The sequence below is a fragment of the Phytohabitans aurantiacus genome (assembly GCF_027923225.1).
GTDB classification, from domain to species: Bacteria; Actinomycetota; Actinomycetes; order Mycobacteriales; family Micromonosporaceae; genus Phytohabitans; species Phytohabitans aurantiacus.
The window spans coordinates 16,274-31,895 of sequence record NZ_BSDI01000021.1; the positions used below are offsets into that span (position 1 = coordinate 16,274).

Consider the following 15,622-nt stretch of genomic DNA (forward strand, 5'->3'; position numbering starts at 1 on the left):
ACCATCAGGGAGTGACGTGCCGAGCCCCAGACCATCAGGGAGTGACGCACGGTGGATGAGGCTCTGCTGCGGGCTCTCACCCCTACTGTGATCGGCATCCTCGTCCGTCGCGGAGCTGACTTCGCGGCGGCTGAGGATGCCGTGCAGGAGGGGCTGGTCGAGGCGGTGCGCGCGTGGTCCGACGGGGTGCCGCGGGACCCCAAGGGCTGGCTGGTCACGGTGGCCTGGCGCAAGTTCCTCGACGCCGCCCGCGCCGACACCTCGCGGCGGCACCGGGAGGAGCTCGTCGAGGCCGAGCCCGCGCCGGGACCGGGCGAGGCGGTCGACGACACGCTCCAGCTGTACTTCCTGTGCGCGCACCCGTCCCTGACGCCGGCCTCGGCGGTGGCCCTGACGCTGCGGGCGGTCGGTGGTCTGACCACGCGCCAGATCGCGCAGGCGTACCTGGTGCCCGAAGCGACCATGGCTCAACGGATCAGCAGGGCGAAGCGGACCGTGTCGGGCGTCCGCTTCAACGAACCCGGTGACGTGGCCACCGTGCTGCGCGTGCTCTACCTGGTCTTCAACGAGGGGTACTCCGGCGACGTCGACCTCGCCGCCGAGGCGATCCGGCTGACCCGGCAGCTGGCGGCCAGGACCACCCACGAGGAGGTCGCGGGGCTGCTGGCGCTCATGTTGCTGCACCACGCACGGCGTGCGGCGCGTACCGGCCCGGGCGGCCGGCTCGTACCCCTCGTCGAGCAGGACCGGAGCCTGTGGGACACCGGCCTGATCGCCGAGGGGGTCGACATACTCCAGGCGGCTCTGGCCCGCGACCGCCTGGGCGAGTTCCAGGCGCAGGCCGCCATCGCCGCGCTGCACGCCGACGCGCAGCGGGCCGAGGAGACCGACTGGGTGCAGATCGTCGAGTGGTACGACGAGCTGGTCCGCCTCACCGACAGCCCGGTGGCCCGCCTCAACCGTGCCGTCGCGGTCGGTGAGGCCGACGGGCCGCGGGCCGGCCTGGCCGCGCTGGCGGTGCTCGACCCCGCCCTGCCCCGCTACACCGCCGCTGCGGCGTACCTGCACGAGCGCGACGGTGATCCGGTCACCGCGGCGCGCCTCTACGCCGAGGCGGCCCGGCTGGCGCCCAACCTCGCCGAATGCGAGCACCTCACGCGGCAGGCCGCACGCCTGAACGCGGGGCTGCGTGAGTATTCCTGACAGACCCTGTCCTGTTTACCGGTTACCGTCCCGCATGTGGAACTGACTTTTCGCGCGATCGATGTCGGAGACGGGCGTGACGGACGCTGGGCGAAACAAGCCGAGCCGGTGTGGCCCGTCATCGCCGGCGAGACCGACCCGAGCGCCCTGGAGCCCGCCGGTGAGGCCGCCGCCCGGGAGCTGTTCGCCACGCACATGCCGGAGCTGGTGCCAGTACTCGATGGGCTCGCCGCGGAGCTGGACCGGCCGGGCGCGGCCGGCGTGCTGACGCAGGCCGCGCTCAAGCCGTTCTTCTCCGGCTGCTCGATGGCGAGCGCGCCGGGTGCCCTGGTGCGCAACTACGACTTCGACCCGGAGCATTGCGAGCGCACGGTCGTGGCGTCCCGGTTCCTACGTCCGGTGATCGGGATGGGCGACTTCCTGTGGGGGCTGCTCGACGGCATGAACGACGCCGGGTTGGCGGTGGCGCTGTCGTTCGGCGGGCGGTTCGTCCATGGGCGGGGGATGAGCATCCTGCTGGTGGTGCGGTATCTGCTGGAGACCTGCGCGAGCGTCGACGAGGCGTGGCGTGTGGTGGCCGGGATGCCGGTGTCCACCGCGCAGAACCTGATTCTCGTCGACCGGGAGCAGGCCGCCGTCGTACACCTGGGGCCGGATCGGAAGGCCGCGCGTGTCGACGAGGGCTGCGTGACCAACCACCAGGACGCTCCCGTGCCCGCGGACCAGGAGGCGTGGGGCGCGACCGGGCGCCGCCTGGCGGCGCTGCGGGCGATGCCCGACCCGTCGGCGGACGAGCTGGTCGCGGCCATGCTGCGCCCGCCGCTGTACCAGACGCGCTATGCCGAAGGCATGGGCACCGTGTACACGGCGGACTACCGCCCGGCGCAGGGCCGGGTCACGTACGCGTGGCCGGCCCACCGCCACGAGCAGTCGTTCGAGCGCTTCACGCCGGAAGAGTGGACCGTGCGCGTCGGCTAGCCGGCATGCGGCGGGTGGGAGGGGCTAGGCCGGGGCCAGGTTGTCGATTTCGGCCAGCTCGGCGTCGGTGAAAGCGAGGTTGGACAGGGCGGCCACGTTGGCTTCCAGCTGGGCCACGCTGCTCGCGCCGATGATCAGGCTGGTCATGCGCTCGTCGCGGAGCGCCCAGGCGAGCGCGAGCTGAGCCAGTGACTGCCCGCGCTGGGCCGCGATGTCGTTGAGCGCCCTGATGGTGGCCATCCGCTCGTCGGACAGGTCGCTCTCGTTGAGGAAGACGCTGGTGCGTACCCGGGAGTCGTCGGGGATGCCGCCCAGGTACCGGTCGGTGAGCAGGCCCTGCGCGAGCGGGCTGAACGCGATGCAGCCGGCGCCGGCCTCTTCGAGGGTGTCGAGGAGGCGGTCGCGTTCGGTCCAGCGGTTCAGGATCGAGTACGACGGCTGGTGGATCAGCAGCGGGGTGCCCAGGTCGCGCAGGATCGCCGCCGCCTCGGCGGTCTGCGCCGAGTTGTAGTTGGAGATGCCGACGTACAGCGCTTTGCCGGCGCGTACCGCCGCGTCGAGGGCGCTCATCGACTCCTCGACAGGCGTGTCGGGGTCGGGGCGGTGGTGGTAGAACACGTCGACGTAGTCCACGCCCATCCGCTTGAGCGACTGGTCCAGCGACGACAGGATGTACTTGCGGGAGCCCCACTCTCCGTACGGGCCGGGCCACATGTAGTACCCGGCCTTGCTGGAGATGATCAGCTCGTCGCGGTACCCGGCAAAGTCCGTGTGGAGGATCCGGCCGAAGTTCTCTTCGGCCGAGCCCGGCGGCGGCCCGTAGTTGTTCGCCAGGTCGAAGTGGGTCACGCCCAGGTCGAACGCGCGCCGCAGGATCGCCCGCTGCGTCTCCAGCGGCCGCCCGTCGCCGAAGTTGTGCCACAGGCCCAGGGAGATCGCGGGCAGGCGCAGCCCGCTGCGGCCGGAGCGGCGGTAGGTCATGGTGGAGTAGCGGTCGTCCGCGGCAACGTACGTCACGTCGGTCACCGTAGCCTGGGCTGGTAGGTTTGACCTTGCCGGTACCACCCACGCGGGAGAGACCGCCACGCACCACGGCGGCGCCGAAGGGGCAAATCCTCCCCGGAACCTCTCAGGCAGAAGGACCGCGGGGGCAGGCGACTCTGAAGGACCCTTCCTGGGTACGACAGAGGGGGAGGCCGCATAGTCGACCTTTCCCCCTGGGAGTGCCCCTATGAGTTTCGCCGGCCGGCACATCGGACCCTCCGACGACGACCAGCGTCGCATGCTCGAAACCGTCGGCCACGGCTCGCTCGACGAGCTGATGGACGCGGCGATCCCCGAGGTGATCCGCTGGCACGGCAGTCTGGACCTGCCGGCCGCCGCGAGCGAGCCGGAGACGATCGCCGAGCTGCGGGCGCTCGCCGAGCGAAACACGGTCGCGGCGAGCATGATCGGCCTCGGCTACTACGGCACCCACACGCCGGCCGTGATCCGCCGCAACGTGCTGGAGAACCCGGCGTGGTACACCGCCTACACCCCGTACCAGCCGGAGATCAGCCAGGGCCGGCTGGAGGCGCTGCTCAACTTCCAGACCATGGTCACCGACCTGACCGGGCTGGCCACCGCGAACGCGTCGATGCTCGACGAGGGCACCGCCGCGGCCGAGGCGATGACCCTCGCCAGGCGCGCGTCCAAGAGCAAGAGCATGGTGTACGCCGTCGACGCCGACACGCTGCCGCAGACCCTCGCCGTCCTGCGCACCCGTGCGGAGCCGCTCGACATCGCCGTGACCGTCGTCGATCTTGACAATGAGGCGCTCCCCGACGAGTACTTCGGGCTGCACCTGCAGTACCCCGGCGCTTCTGGCGCCGTTCGCGACCACGCCGCGCTCGTGGCCGCCGCGCACGAAGCCGGCGCCCTGGTCACGGTGGCCGCGGACCTGCTGGCCCTGACCCTGCTGCGCCCGCCGGGCGAGATCGCCGCGGACATCGCGGCCGGCACGACACAGCGTTTCGGGGTACCGATGGGGTTCGGCGGGCCACACGCCGGCTACCTGGCGGTGCGCGCCGGCCTGGAGCGGATGCTGCCCGGCCGGCTGGTCGGAGTGTCCCGCGACGCCGACGGCGCCCCCGCCTACCGGCTGGCGTTGCAGACCCGCGAGCAGCACATCCGGCGAGAGAAGGCGACCAGCAACATCTGTACGGCGCAGGTGCTGCTCGCGGTGATGGCGAGCATGTACGCCGTCTACCACGGCCCGGACGGGCTGCGTGCGATCGCGTCGCGGGTGGCGGGGCGGGCGGCGACGCTCGCGGCCGGCCTGCGCGCGGGCGGGGTGCCCCTGGCCGCCGACGACTTCTTCGACACCGTGACCGCGGTGGTGCCCGGCCGGGCCTCCGCCATTGTGGAGGCGGCCGCCGAGCGGGGCGTCAACCTGTGGCTCGCCTCGCCTGACACGGTGGGGATCGCGTGCGACGAGCTTTCCTCTGAGGCTCATCTCGAGGCGGTGTGGGACGCGTTCGGGGTTTCAGCGGTTGCCGCGGTTTCACCGCGGGTGCCGCTGGAGCGGACGTCCGACTTCCTCACCCACCCGGTCTTCCACAGCCACCACTCCGAGACGGCCATGCTGCGGTACCTGCGGCGGCTCGCCGACAAGGACTACGCGCTCGACCGGGGCATGATCCCGCTCGGCTCCTGCACGATGAAGCTCAACGCCACCACCGAGATGGAGCCGGTGACGTGGCCCGCGTTCGCCGACATGCACCCGTTCGCGCCGGCTTCGCAGACCGCCGGGTACACGGCGCTGATCTCCCAGCTGGAGGGCTGGCTGGCGGAGATCACCGGGTATGACGCGGTGAGCGTGCAGCCGAACGCCGGCTCGCAGGGTGAGCTGGCCGGGCTCCTCGCCATCCGGGAGTACCACCTCGGCCGGGGCGAGGCGCACCGCGACGTGTGCCTGATCCCGTCCAGCGCCCACGGCACCAACGCGGCCAGCGCCGTCATGGCCGGCATGCGGGTCGTCGTGGTGGCGTGCGACGCCGAGGGCAACGTGGACCTGGTCGACCTGGACCGCCTCGTCGACCTGCACCGCGACTCGCTGGCCGCGATCATGGTGACGTACCCGTCGACGCACGGCGTGTACGAGACCGGTATCGCCTCGCTGTGCGCCAAGGTGCACGACGCCGGCGGCCAGGTCTACGTGGACGGCGCCAACCTGAACGCGCTGGTCGGGTTCGCCAAGCCGGGCCGGTTCGGCGCGGACGTGTCGCACCTGAACCTGCACAAGACGTTCTGCATCCCGCACGGCGGCGGCGGACCGGGCGTCGGGCCGGTCGCGGTACGGGCGCACCTGGCGCCGTACCTGCCGACGGCGGTGTCGGCGGCGCCCTTCGGGAGCGCGGGCATCCTGCCGATCTCGTGGGCGTACCTGCGGATGATGGGCCCCGACGGCCTCGCCCGCGCGACCGGCGTGGCGGTGCTGGCGGCCAACTACGTGGCGGCGCGGCTGCGCGCCCACTACCCGGTGCTGTACAGCGGCAACAAGGGCCTGGTCGCCCACGAGTGCATCCTGGACCTGCGGCCGCTGACCAAGGCCACCGGCGTCACCGTCGACGACGTCGCCAAGCGGCTGATCGACTACGGGTTCCACGCGCCGACGATGTCGTTCCCGGTGGCCGGCACGCTGATGGTGGAGCCGACCGAGTCCGAGGACCTGGCCGAGCTCGACCGGTTCTGCGACGCGATGATCGCGATCCGTGCGGAGATCTCCGCTGTCGAGTCGTGGGGTGCCGACAACCCGCTGCGCAACGCGCCGCACACCGCCGCCATGGTGACCGCCGATGACTGGGACCACCCGTACCCGAGGTCGCTGGCCGCGTACCCGGACGGGGTGGACCGCGCGTCGAAGTACTGGCCACCGGTGCGCCGGATCGACGGCGCGTACGGCGACCGCAACCTCGTCTGCGCCTGCCCACCGCCGGAGGCCTTCGCGTAGCGCGTCCTTCTTCGTGATCAGGGCGTCCCTGAAGTCGTTCTGGCGACTTGAGGGACGCCCTGATCACCACGAGGGGGTTGCGTGGCGCTGTACCCTGATCGCTATGAGCGCGCAGCACACCCGAGCCGAGACCGAGCGGATGCTCGCCGAGGCCGGCATCGCCGTGACGCCCGAGGGCAAGGCCCGGGCGCGCGCCAAGCTGCGCGCCGCCGAGCAGCGGATGACGCCCGAGGCGTGGGAGCGGCTCGACGAGCGCTACCGCCGCGCCGACGCCGCGTGACCGAGCCACCCATACGGCTCGTCCTGGACGCTACGGCCGTCGTCGCCTACGGCGTGGGCAACGTCGCCGTCGGCGAGATCATCGCCGAGGTCGCAGACGAGGACGCCGGCATCGCGGTGCCCGACATCTGCCTGATCGACGGCGCCCGCCAGCTCGACCGCGACAACTGGCACGTGCTCGACCTGCTGCTCGCCCACTCCCACGTCGAGCGGCTGGAACTGCCCGAGGATTGGCGGGACGTGTCGGCGGCGGCCCGCCTGTTGGGCTCGACCAGCCGCGCGGTGGCGATGCTGGCGGCCGTGGATCTGCGGGCGTACGTGCTGACCGCCGAGCCGGAAGCGTATGGCGCCGAGGCCGCCCCGGTCATCGGCTTCTGACCTCTCAGGATTTCGAGCTACCGCGACGCCCGTCGTGCGCGAGACCGTCGCTCCCGCGGCCTCACCATCCGCGTCCAGGCACGCTCAAGATCCCGACAAAAACCCTGATTTTGTCGCCTCAGACGCGCCCGGTAGCAGCAATATCGGGGATTTCGCTGCTACGTCCGGGCGGGTTGTGCAGCCGCAGGGTCGACGGCGGCGGGAACAGGGGCGGTGCGGGCCGCGAGCTGTCCGTGCGCGGGGAGGGGCCCCGCGGAGGTTAGCCGCGGCGGCCGGGGTGTCGAGGGACGACGGTGTCCGTCGAGTGCCTCAGCCCGCGAACGGTGGGGGCGAGGCGGGTGGCATGCTCACTCAGATGGGGCAATGCCGGGGTCAGGCGGCCAGCGCGTGGCGCGCCGGGCCGCGGTGGGGTGCGATGGTGCTGCCGTCGGGGAGGAGCTCGCCGGTGTCTTCGAAGATGATGACACCGTTACACAGGAGGCTCCAGCCCTGCTCGGGGAAGGACGCGACGACTCGTGCGGCCTCCCGGTCGGTGGCTTCAGCGGATGGGCAGGTGGTTTGGTGCGGACACATCGGGTTCTCCGGCCGGTGGGGTAGTTGCTGTGTCACGGTTCACATGACCAGTGACGCACGCTACCAAGCGGAACGACACTCCTTCGAGCAGGTTTTGGCACTATCACGGGAGAATCCCCCCTTCGGATGAGTCGATTCAAACCGGTTGGCGTGGAAACGCTCCCAACTAAGTCTACGCTCGTCACAGGCCGTCCGCCGTCCTGTTACGGACAGCTGAGGGAGCGCTCTCGCTTTGAGTGGCGGATCGGTGACACCGGCGATCCGGCTCAGCTTCTCGAAGACTTCCTCGAGAGCAACGGACTCACTGTGCGTGACATCGGCGGTATCGGCGGAGCGCACACCGAGCGGTGTGGCGCGTCGGTATTCGTGTCGGCCGCCGCGGGAGCCCGGATGATCGGCGCGCCGGCCGGCCGGCCGAGTCCCGCGCCCCGGGTACCGGACGTCGTCGCGGTCGCCTACGCCCACGGCGAGAGCGCCGCACCGCCGCGAGAGGGGCACGGGCGGTGGCGGCTCGGGCCGTGGCGGGACAGCTGGACGCCCGCCGACCACGCCGCCGCCGTCGAGCGCGCACGCGCCGCGATCGGTCGGGGAGACGTGTACCAGGTCAACGTGGTCGGGCACGCGTCCGCCCCGTACACCGGTGATCCGCTGCCGGCCCTGCGGACGCTCGCCGAGCAGCCGGGCGCCCGGTACGCCGGGGTGCTGAGCGGGCGCGGCTGGGCGATCGGGTGTGCCTCGCCGGAGACCCTCGTGGAGGTGCGCGGCGGGCGGATCGTCACCAGGCCGATCAAGGGCACCCGGCCGGCGACCGTGGCCGGCCGGCGCGAGCTTCTCGCCTCGGCTAAGGAGCGCGCCGAACACATCATGATTGTCGACCTGGAGCGCAACGATCTCGCGCGACTCGCCGAGACGGGCACCGTGCGGGTCGACGACCTGTACGCGTTGCGGCGCTGGTGCGACCTGTGGCAGGCCGAGTCGGTGGTGTCGGCGGTTCCGGCACCCGGGATCGGCCTGGCCGACCTGCTGCGCGCGGTCTGCCCGGGCGGCTCGGTCACCGGGGCGCCGAAGCTGTCGGCGCTGCGGGAGATCGCCGCCATGGAGCCGGTCGGGCGAGGCGCCAGCATGGGCGCGCTCGGCTGGGTCGGGCCGGACCATCTCGACCTGGGCCTCACGATCCGGACCGCGGCGGCCGCCGACAGCCGGGTACACCTGTGGGCCGGCGGGGGGATCACCTGGAGCAGCGACGCGGCGGCCGAGGTCGCGGAGGCCGCCGCCAAGGCCGCCCCGCTGCGCCGCGCCCTCGCCCACCCCGCCCCGTCGTGATCAGGGCGTCCCTGAAGTCGTTCTAGCGACTTGAGGGACGCCCTGATCACGACGAGGGGCGCGGCGTGGGCGTGATGGGTAAGGCTCCCGATACGCTGGCGGTCATGACGATGCGGCCTATCCGCCTGCTCGGGGACGCGGTCCTGCGTAGCCCCGCCGATCCGGTCACCAGTTTCGATGCCGAGCTGCGGGCTCTTGTCACCGACCTGTTGGACACGCTGCTCGGTGCGCCGGGGCGGGCCGGGGTGGCGGCGCCGCAGATCGGGGTGAGCGCCCGCGTGTTCGTGTACGACGCGGACGGGCAGGTGGGACACGTCGTCAACCCGGAGTTGGAGGTGTCCGAGGAACTGCAGGACGGTGACGAGGGTTGCCTGTCGATCCCGGGCCTGTACTTCCCGACGCCGCGCGCCATGCACGCCACGGTGCGCGGCTTCGACCAGCACGGTGAGCCGCTGACCGTACAAGGGAGCGGGTTTCTGGCCCGGGCGCTGCAGCACGAGACCGACCACCTGGACGGCAAGCTGTACATCGACACCCTGCGCGGCGACACCCGCCGGCAGGCGCTGCGCGAAATCCGGGCGGCCGCCTGGGCCCGGCGCTGACCCGCCGATCTCTGCAAGATCGGCGGGCGTCAGCGAGGGGCGCTACACGGTCAGGGTCCAGGTGTTCAGGTAGCCGGTGTCTTCGGCGTAGACGTCCTGGACGCGCAGCGCCCACGTGCCGTTCGCCGTTTCGCTCGACAGGTTCGCGGTGTACGTCGTGTTGACGTTGGCGGTGCCGTCGTCGGCGTTCGACGACTTCAGGGTGTAGGTGGAGCCGTCCGGGGCGGCCAGCGTCACCACCAGGTCACCTCTGAACGTGTGGACGATGTTGACGTACACGGTGGAGCTCGCGGAGGCGGCGCGGGCGCAGCCGGCGACGGTGACCGAGCTGGTCACGACCGCTCCCGCGTCCGGGATGGTGACGTCGGTGCCGTTGGTGGCGGCGCACCCCGAAGGCGGCGGCGTCGGGGTCGACCCGCCACCGCCGCCCAGCACCGTCTCGACGGTGATGGTGGAGTTGGTGCAGGACGCCGCGTACGAGGTGAGCGCGCTCTTCTCCGCTGAGTCGACGGTCAGGCCCCAGCGGGTTTTGACGGCCGCCCACTCGCCGACGTACCGGCAGTACACGCTGGACAGTGGCGGCATCCACTCGGCCGGGTCCTGGTCGCTCTTGGACTGGTTGACGTTGTCGGTGACGGCGGCGAGGGTGCGCGCGTCGCCGAGGTCGTTGGCGAACGACTGGCGTTGGGCGGTGGTCCAGGTGCGGGCGCCGGAGTCCCACGCCTCGGCGAGCGGGATGAAGTGGTCGATGTCGATGTCGGCGGGGAGTGTCCAGTAAGCACCGTCGTAGTAGGAGTACCAGCGGCCGCCGGACAGGGTGCAGCCGGAGCCGACCGACGGCGCGGTGACCGCCTCGGCGATGAGCACCTCGTACCGGGTGTTGCAGCCATCGGAGTCGGCGTCGACCCAGTGGGGGAACAGGTCCCGGTTGTAGCCGGTGCGGATCTCGGTGGCCACGGGCAGGTCGGCGATGAGCGTGCGCAGTGGCTTGGAGACGGTGGCGGCGGTGGCGGGCGACATGACGGCCAGCCCGCCGAGCAGGGCGAGAGCGACGGCGGCGACCGCCGTCAGACACCGTTTGATCATGCCGGTGACGCTAAGCCAGATATTCGAATATATGGTGATACCTGAAGGCTCATACCACGAACATCTGGGGCGGCGGATGCCGCAGGAACTCGTGGTGGGAGATGTCCCAACCGTAGGCGCCGGCGCGTCCGAACACGAGAACGTCACCCACGCGTAACCGTTCGACCCGTTGGCCGCGGGTGAGTACGTCGCGGGGTGTGCACAGCTCGCCGACCGCGTCGACGTCGACATCCTCGACGGCCGGGCGGGGGTACGGGTGCGGCCAGTCGTCGACCGGCAGCACGGTGAACGGGTGGCTGTACCCCCAGGCGGCCGGGAGCCTGAAGTGGTGGGTGCCGCCGCGCAGTACCGCGAACCACCGCCCGTGGGTGCGTTTGAGGTCGAGCACCTCGGCGGCGTACCAGCCGGCGTCGGCGGCCAGCCACCGGCCGGGCTCGAACACGAGGCGTACCCCGTCGGGCGGGACGATGGCAGCCAGGGGCGCGGTGTCGAATGTGGCCGGTCCGGTGTAGTCGACGCCGAAGCCGCCGCCCACATTCACGTACTCCAGCGCGATGCCTAACGACGCGGCGGTCGCCACGGACCAGCGCAGCGCGTCGTCGACGAACGCGGCGTGGCGGGCGCCGTCGAGGTTGTTGGAGACGGCGTGCAGGTGGAAACCGATCACGCGGATGTGAGGCAGCGTGCGGGCGAGCGCGACCACGCCGGGCAGGTCGGCCTCGTCGATACCGAACGGCGTGGGCGCGCCCGCCATCTGATGGCTCCCCGGCAGCCCACCGTCGCGCCGGTTCACCCGCAGCGCGACGCCGACCTCCCCGTGATCAGGGCGTCCCTCACGTCGCTCTAACGACTTCAGGGACGCCCTGATCATAAAAGCGAGGCGGTGGAGTTCTAGCGCGCTCTCGGCGTGGATCATCGCGCCTGCTGACAGGGCCGCCATGAGCGACGCTTCCGGCTTTGCTGGGCCGCCGAACGCTATGCGGCGGGCGCCGGCGGCCCGCGCGAGCGCCAGTTCGCCGCCCGAGGCCACCTCCAGGCCGTCGGTGGCGGCGGCGAGGGTCGCCACCACGTCCGGGTGGCCGTTGGCCTTGACCGCGTACAGCAACTCGGCGCCCGCCGGCAGCGCGGCCTTCAGGGCGGCGGCCCGGGTCCGCAGCACCTCCCGGTCGTACACGTAGGCGCACACCGGCCGCGACGCGCCGGCCAGGGCGGCGCGGACCCGATCAGGCGGCATGCAGCGGGTTCCGCACCGGGATGTACACGTCGCCGCCCTCGGCAAGCCGCATCCGCACTAGCGCCTTGTGCGGCACCCGCGGCGCGGTGAGCGCGGCGTGGTCGGCGGCGGCCGCCGCGGCGGTACGCGGGTCGGCGAGCAGCGGCTCGTACGCCTCGTCGACGACGGCGCGGACCAGCCGCCAGGCGGCCGCCTCTTCCAGCCCGTGGGAGTCGCCCAGCCGGACCACCAGCTCGCCGAGATGCGCCTGGAACGCCGTGTAGCCCAGCTTGGCCCGCATCACACCGGGCTCGTCGGTGCCCACCACCGAGCCGGGCCACAGCGACAGCGGAACCCCGGCCGCCGCCAGCCGGGGCCGCAGCACCCGCAGTCCGGCGAAGTCCCGCAGGGCGAGCCGGTGCGGCGCGCCGTCGACGAACACGGGCAGGCAGTTCTGCAGGTGCGCCTCGAGCGCGATCCCGTACCGGGTCTGCAGGCGCAGCAACGGCGGCAGCAGCAGTCGGGCGTACGCCTCCAACCACGCGAGGGGGCCGCGCCCGTACTCGTCGACGAGGCCGGCCACGGCCAGCGGCAGCGCGCCGCCGGGTACGACCCGTTCGCCGGGGGCGAGCCGGCCGTCGAGTCCGGTGCGGACGATCGCGGACACGTCGCGGCCCGAGCCGGCCGGCACAGCCGCCCCGGCGGTCTCGGCCAGCAGCAGCACGCGCTCTTCGCCGGACAGCAGCTCATCCAGTACCGCCGACAGCGCCGGCCCGTTGCGGGTGCTGGCCACGGAGATGGTGCGTCGCGTCGAGGTGACCTGGATGTCCAGGGACACCTTCAGGTACCGGCGCTGGCCGTCCGCGGCGGGCGGCAGCAGCAGGGTGCGCAGGGCGGCGGTGGGCGCGGCGGGCACCTCGGCGTCCAGTACCCGCAGCGCACCGGACTCGACCAGGTCGGCGTACCGGTGGCGCAGCACCGCGTCGCGCTGCCAGGCGTGCACCGGCTGGATCAGGTATCCGGGTGGCGGCGCCGGCACCTGCGGGTACCCGGACAGGGCCGCGCCGAGGTCGTCGCCGGTGTGCCGGTCGGCGCGGACCGCGACGAACCCGATCGTGGTCTGGCCCGCTTCGAGGTCGTGGGCGAGCACGTCACCGACGTCCCAGCCCAGCCGGGTACGCCCGCACGGGTGCAGGTTGTGCCCATCGACGGCCAGCCGCTCGGCGGCGAGCGCGTCCTCGTCCGGCGTACCCCCGCGGGGGGACGGTGGCCGGGTGTACGCGATCGCCAGGTTCACGACGGCGTCGGCGAGCTCGGCGGCGAGCCGGTGATTCCGCAGTGCCACCGGTAGCAGGTCGACGGGGTCGGCAGGTACCGCATCGAACTCCACCCGGTCGAAACCGTGCGCGCGGCCCCGACCGGCGTGCCGCGCGCGGGCGTCGCCGATGTTCTCGCGGCACAGCGCGCCGAGCAGCCGCCGCCCGACGGCCTGCGCGGCCTGCGGCAGCGCGGCCCGGAACGGGCCGACCAGCTCCGGAGCCAGCTCCGCCAGGTGCGATTCGACGTGCCCGGCGGCGTCTTTGACGGTGCCCGGCTGGAAGGCGCAGGTACTCAGAACTGGGCTCAACGCATGCCTGCCAAGGGGTTCGGGAGGGACGCCCACACGTCGGTGAGCGGGTCTGCCGCGAGGCGCATAGCGGTGGTCGCCTTCACCGGAAGGCTAGCGCGGAAGATCGACTGATCGTTTGTGACCGCCGCCACGCGCGCCCACAGCCGTTCCGGCGCGATCCCGTGCACCCGCCCGAACGCGGCCACCTGCTCGGCCAGAACCCCGCCCAGCGCCGCGGCGAACAGCTTGTCGCGCAGGGCGTCAGGGTCGTCCGTGACAAGATCACCGTGTACCGGCGGCGGGTCGACGCCGTGCGCGCGCAGCCGGGCGGGGCTGATCCGTACCCCGCCGACGTCCCGGTACAGCAGCCGCGTGGGGCGGCCGTCGTGGAGCACGACGAGCGTGTTCTGACCGTGCGCCTCCAGGGCGACGCCGCGGTGCAGGATGGTGAGCAGCGGCGGCAGGAACACCCGTGCGAGGGCGGCGAAGAACTCCTCCGGCTCGGCGGCGCCGGGCGCGCCACCGAGTGCGCCGAGCGGCACGGCCGTCTCGCCGGGCGCGAGCACGGGGGCGAGCCGCCGCACGTACGCCAGGCTCCGCGACGGGGCGCCATCGACGAGGACGGCGCCGGCGCGGTCCTCGCGCAACACCTCCAGGCCGGTGCCGCGTGCGAGGTGGGCCAGCAGCGCCGACACCACCGGTCCGTTGTGGACGGCCGCCGGCGATACGGTGCGCACGGCCGAGGTCATCTGGACGTCGACGGCGGTCTTGAGGTGGTACCCGGGCACGGCGAGCGTGCGCAGCGACATGAGCGGCCGCGCGGGCAGCGTGCCCGCCGGGATGAGCCAGGGGTACGCGTCGAGCACGTGCGCGTACTGCCAGGGGTGCACGATCAGGCGGGGCGGCGCGTCGCCGTACCACCGGTCGGGGGGAACCTCCACCACGCGCAGGGGTACGACGGGCCGGTGTTCGGGGGCGTACGCGAGGATCTCGGCGGTGGACATGCCGAGGCGGGTGCGGCAGCAGGGGTGCAGCGGGTGGCCGTCGACGACGCCCTGCTCGACGCTGACAAGGTCGTTGCCGTCGGTGTTGCCGTTGGTGGGTTGTGCGCTGCTGCTGTTGGGCCGTGCGTTGCCGCCGTTGGAATGTGCGCTGCCGTCGTTGGGCTGTGCGTTGGCTCGGGCCAGGGCCAGGTTGGCGACGCTGTTGTCCACCTCGACGGCGAAGGCCTCGCTGCGTCGGCTGCCTTGGCTTGCTTCGCGGCCTTCGCGGCCTTCGCGGCCTTCGCCGCCTTCGCGGTCGAGCAGCGCCCGGACCAGCGCGGCGGGGTCGGTGTAGCCCCCGATGGTGAGGCCGTCGGGCGCGACCGCGTACGGCTCGGCGGCGTCGGCGGGCCCGGTGAGGCGGTATGGTGTTGCGCTGCTTTGCTCTGCTTCCCTATCGGCAACACCTGGGCCGGCCATCGTCACCGTCAGGCGTCCATCGTGGACCTCGCGGCCGATCACGCCGGGAATGGGCTCGCGGGCGAGGGCTCCCCACAGCCGCCCCAGCACGGCGGCCCGGGCTCCGGGCAGCGCCGCCAGGTAGGGCGCGACCAGGTCAGGCCGCTGCTCGCGTAGCGCGGCGAGGGTGCTGGCGGGATCGGGTGTAAACCGGTGGGGGGCACCGGCCCGCGACGGCGACGATTCGTGGATGGACCCTGACATCCTGGCCTACTACGACCGCAAGCCGGAGACAGACCGACTGGCCGCCGGGCCGGGCCTCATCGAACGGGTGCGCACCCAACACATTCTTCGTCGCGTCCTGCCGCCCCCACCCGCCAGGGTGCTCGACGTGGGCGGCGCCACTGGGGTGTACGCGACGTGGCTGGCCGGGCTCGGGTACTCGGTGCGCCTCGTGGACCCGGTGCCGGGGCACGTGGCGGCGGCCCGGGACTCGGGTGTGGACGCCGTGGCGGGCGACGCCCGGGCGCTGGCCGAGCCGGACGCGTCCTACGACGCGGTGCTGCTGATGGGTCCCCTGTACCACCTGACGGCGCCGGAGGAGCGGCTGGCGGCGCTGGGGGAGGCGGCCCGGGTGGTACGCCCCGGTGGCGTGGTGGTGGAGGGCGTGGCAGGTTGGGTACCGGGTGCGGAGGCCGCGTTCACCGACGAGCGGGTGCTGGCACTGGTGGCCAGCGTCGAGGAAGAACCCGCCCTGGTAGGCGCCAGCGCCCACATCCTGGCAATCGCCACCCCACCATCCTAGGACGCTGTACAGATTGTGCCGCACCACACACGGCGGCCGCACCCAGGCGAGCTCCGCGCCCTGGCGCCCTCTGCTCGCCGATCAAGAGCGAATGCACGTGGTTGGATCGCTTTTCCGCGTGTATTCGCCCTTGATCCATG

General features: G+C 72.4%; 13 protein-coding genes, 2 pseudogenes and 1 riboswitch. Of the genes and pseudogenes, 8 read left to right on the forward strand and 7 right to left on the reverse strand.

Annotated features, from left to right (window positions below; translation table 11 throughout):
- Positions 1 to 51: 51 nt before the first annotated feature.
- Both QMG73_RS22025 and QMG73_RS22030 read left to right on the forward strand, forming a co-directional pair.
- A complete protein-coding gene (locus tag QMG73_RS22025; RefSeq protein WP_281898559.1) occupies positions 52 to 1,203 on the forward strand; it encodes an RNA polymerase sigma factor in 1,152 nt (383 codons plus the stop codon).
- A gap of 36 nt (positions 1,204 to 1,239) precedes the next feature.
- A complete protein-coding gene (locus tag QMG73_RS22030; RefSeq protein ID WP_281898561.1) occupies positions 1,240 to 2,181 on the forward strand; it encodes a C45 family autoproteolytic acyltransferase/hydolase in 942 nt (313 codons plus the stop codon).
- A 24-nt stretch (positions 2,182 to 2,205) separates the two neighbouring features.
- On the opposite strand, the gene mgrA is transcribed toward QMG73_RS22030, so the two are convergent.
- Positions 2,206 to 3,198 (reverse strand): L-glyceraldehyde 3-phosphate reductase, encoded by a 993-nt coding sequence (gene mgrA, locus QMG73_RS22035; RefSeq protein WP_281898563.1) that lies wholly within the window; start codon positions 3,196 to 3,198, stop codon positions 2,206 to 2,208.
- Between the two features lie 43 nt (positions 3,199 to 3,241).
- A riboswitch (glycine riboswitch) is annotated at positions 3,242 to 3,336 on the forward strand.
- 76 nt (positions 3,337 to 3,412) lie between these two features.
- On the opposite strand from mgrA, the gene gcvP reads away from it, so the two are divergent.
- From gcvP to QMG73_RS22050, 3 genes are all read left to right on the forward strand, one after another.
- Positions 3,413 to 6,172: an aminomethyl-transferring glycine dehydrogenase gene (gene gcvP, locus QMG73_RS22040; RefSeq protein WP_281898565.1), complete on the forward strand. Its 2,760-nt coding sequence runs from the start codon at positions 3,413 to 3,415 to the stop codon at positions 6,170 to 6,172.
- 103 nt (positions 6,173 to 6,275) lie between these two features.
- Positions 6,276 to 6,452 carry a hypothetical protein gene (locus tag QMG73_RS22045; RefSeq protein ID WP_281898567.1) on the forward strand — a complete coding sequence of 59 codons (177 nt, stop codon included), beginning with the start codon at positions 6,276 to 6,278 and terminating at the stop codon, positions 6,450 to 6,452.
- Positions 6,449 to 6,829 carry a hypothetical protein gene (locus QMG73_RS22050; RefSeq protein ID WP_281898568.1) on the forward strand — a complete coding sequence of 127 codons (381 nt, stop codon included), beginning with the start codon at positions 6,449 to 6,451 and terminating at the stop codon, positions 6,827 to 6,829. Before QMG73_RS22045 ends, QMG73_RS22050 begins: the two co-directional genes overlap by 4 nt.
- Positions 6,830 to 7,201: 372 nt before the next feature.
- Here QMG73_RS22050 and QMG73_RS22055 read toward each other — a convergent pair whose 3' ends face one another.
- Positions 7,202 to 7,402, reverse strand: coding sequence for a DUF5999 family protein (locus QMG73_RS22055; RefSeq protein WP_281898774.1), 201 nt, complete (start codon positions 7,400 to 7,402; stop codon positions 7,202 to 7,204).
- Positions 7,403 to 7,528: 126 nt separating this feature from the next.
- On the opposite strand from QMG73_RS22055, the gene QMG73_RS22060 reads away from it, so the two are divergent.
- Together QMG73_RS22060 and def are read left to right on the forward strand one after the other, a co-directional pair.
- Positions 7,529 to 8,725, forward strand: coding sequence for a chorismate-binding protein (locus tag QMG73_RS22060; protein ID WP_281898570.1), 1,197 nt, complete (start codon positions 7,529 to 7,531; stop codon positions 8,723 to 8,725).
- Between the two features lie 104 nt (positions 8,726 to 8,829).
- Entirely contained in the window at positions 8,830 to 9,327 is a 498-nt protein-coding gene (gene def, locus QMG73_RS22065) for a peptide deformylase (protein WP_281898572.1), read from the forward strand.
- A 42-nt stretch (positions 9,328 to 9,369) separates the two neighbouring features.
- Here the strand turns inward: def and QMG73_RS22070 are convergent.
- From QMG73_RS22070 to QMG73_RS22090, 5 genes and pseudogenes are all read right to left on the reverse strand, one after another.
- A pseudogene (locus QMG73_RS22070) lies at positions 9,370 to 9,753 on the reverse strand (proprotein convertase P-domain-containing protein); the annotation flags it as partial.
- Between the two features lie 66 nt (positions 9,754 to 9,819).
- Positions 9,820 to 10,413: pseudogene (locus QMG73_RS22075) on the reverse strand (HNH endonuclease family protein); the annotation flags it as partial.
- A 49-nt stretch (positions 10,414 to 10,462) separates the two neighbouring features.
- A complete protein-coding gene (locus tag QMG73_RS22080; protein ID WP_281898574.1) occupies positions 10,463 to 11,647 on the reverse strand; it encodes a type III PLP-dependent enzyme domain-containing protein in 1,185 nt (394 codons plus the stop codon).
- Complete coding sequence (locus QMG73_RS22085; protein ID WP_281898576.1) at positions 11,637 to 13,253, reverse strand: IucA/IucC family protein; 1,617 nt, start codon at positions 13,251 to 13,253, stop codon at positions 11,637 to 11,639. Before QMG73_RS22085 ends, QMG73_RS22080 begins: the two co-directional genes overlap by 11 nt.
- Positions 13,250 to 14,941: an IucA/IucC family protein gene (locus QMG73_RS22090; RefSeq protein ID WP_281898577.1), complete on the reverse strand. Its 1,692-nt coding sequence runs from the start codon at positions 14,939 to 14,941 to the stop codon at positions 13,250 to 13,252. Before QMG73_RS22090 ends, QMG73_RS22085 begins: the two co-directional genes overlap by 4 nt.
- Here QMG73_RS22090 and QMG73_RS22095 point away from each other — a divergent pair.
- Complete coding sequence (locus tag QMG73_RS22095; RefSeq protein WP_281898578.1) at positions 14,928 to 15,482, forward strand: class I SAM-dependent methyltransferase; 555 nt, start codon at positions 14,928 to 14,930, stop codon at positions 15,480 to 15,482. The two genes, QMG73_RS22090 and QMG73_RS22095, sit on opposite strands and share 14 nt — an antisense overlap.
- Positions 15,483 to 15,622 lie beyond the last annotated feature (140 nt).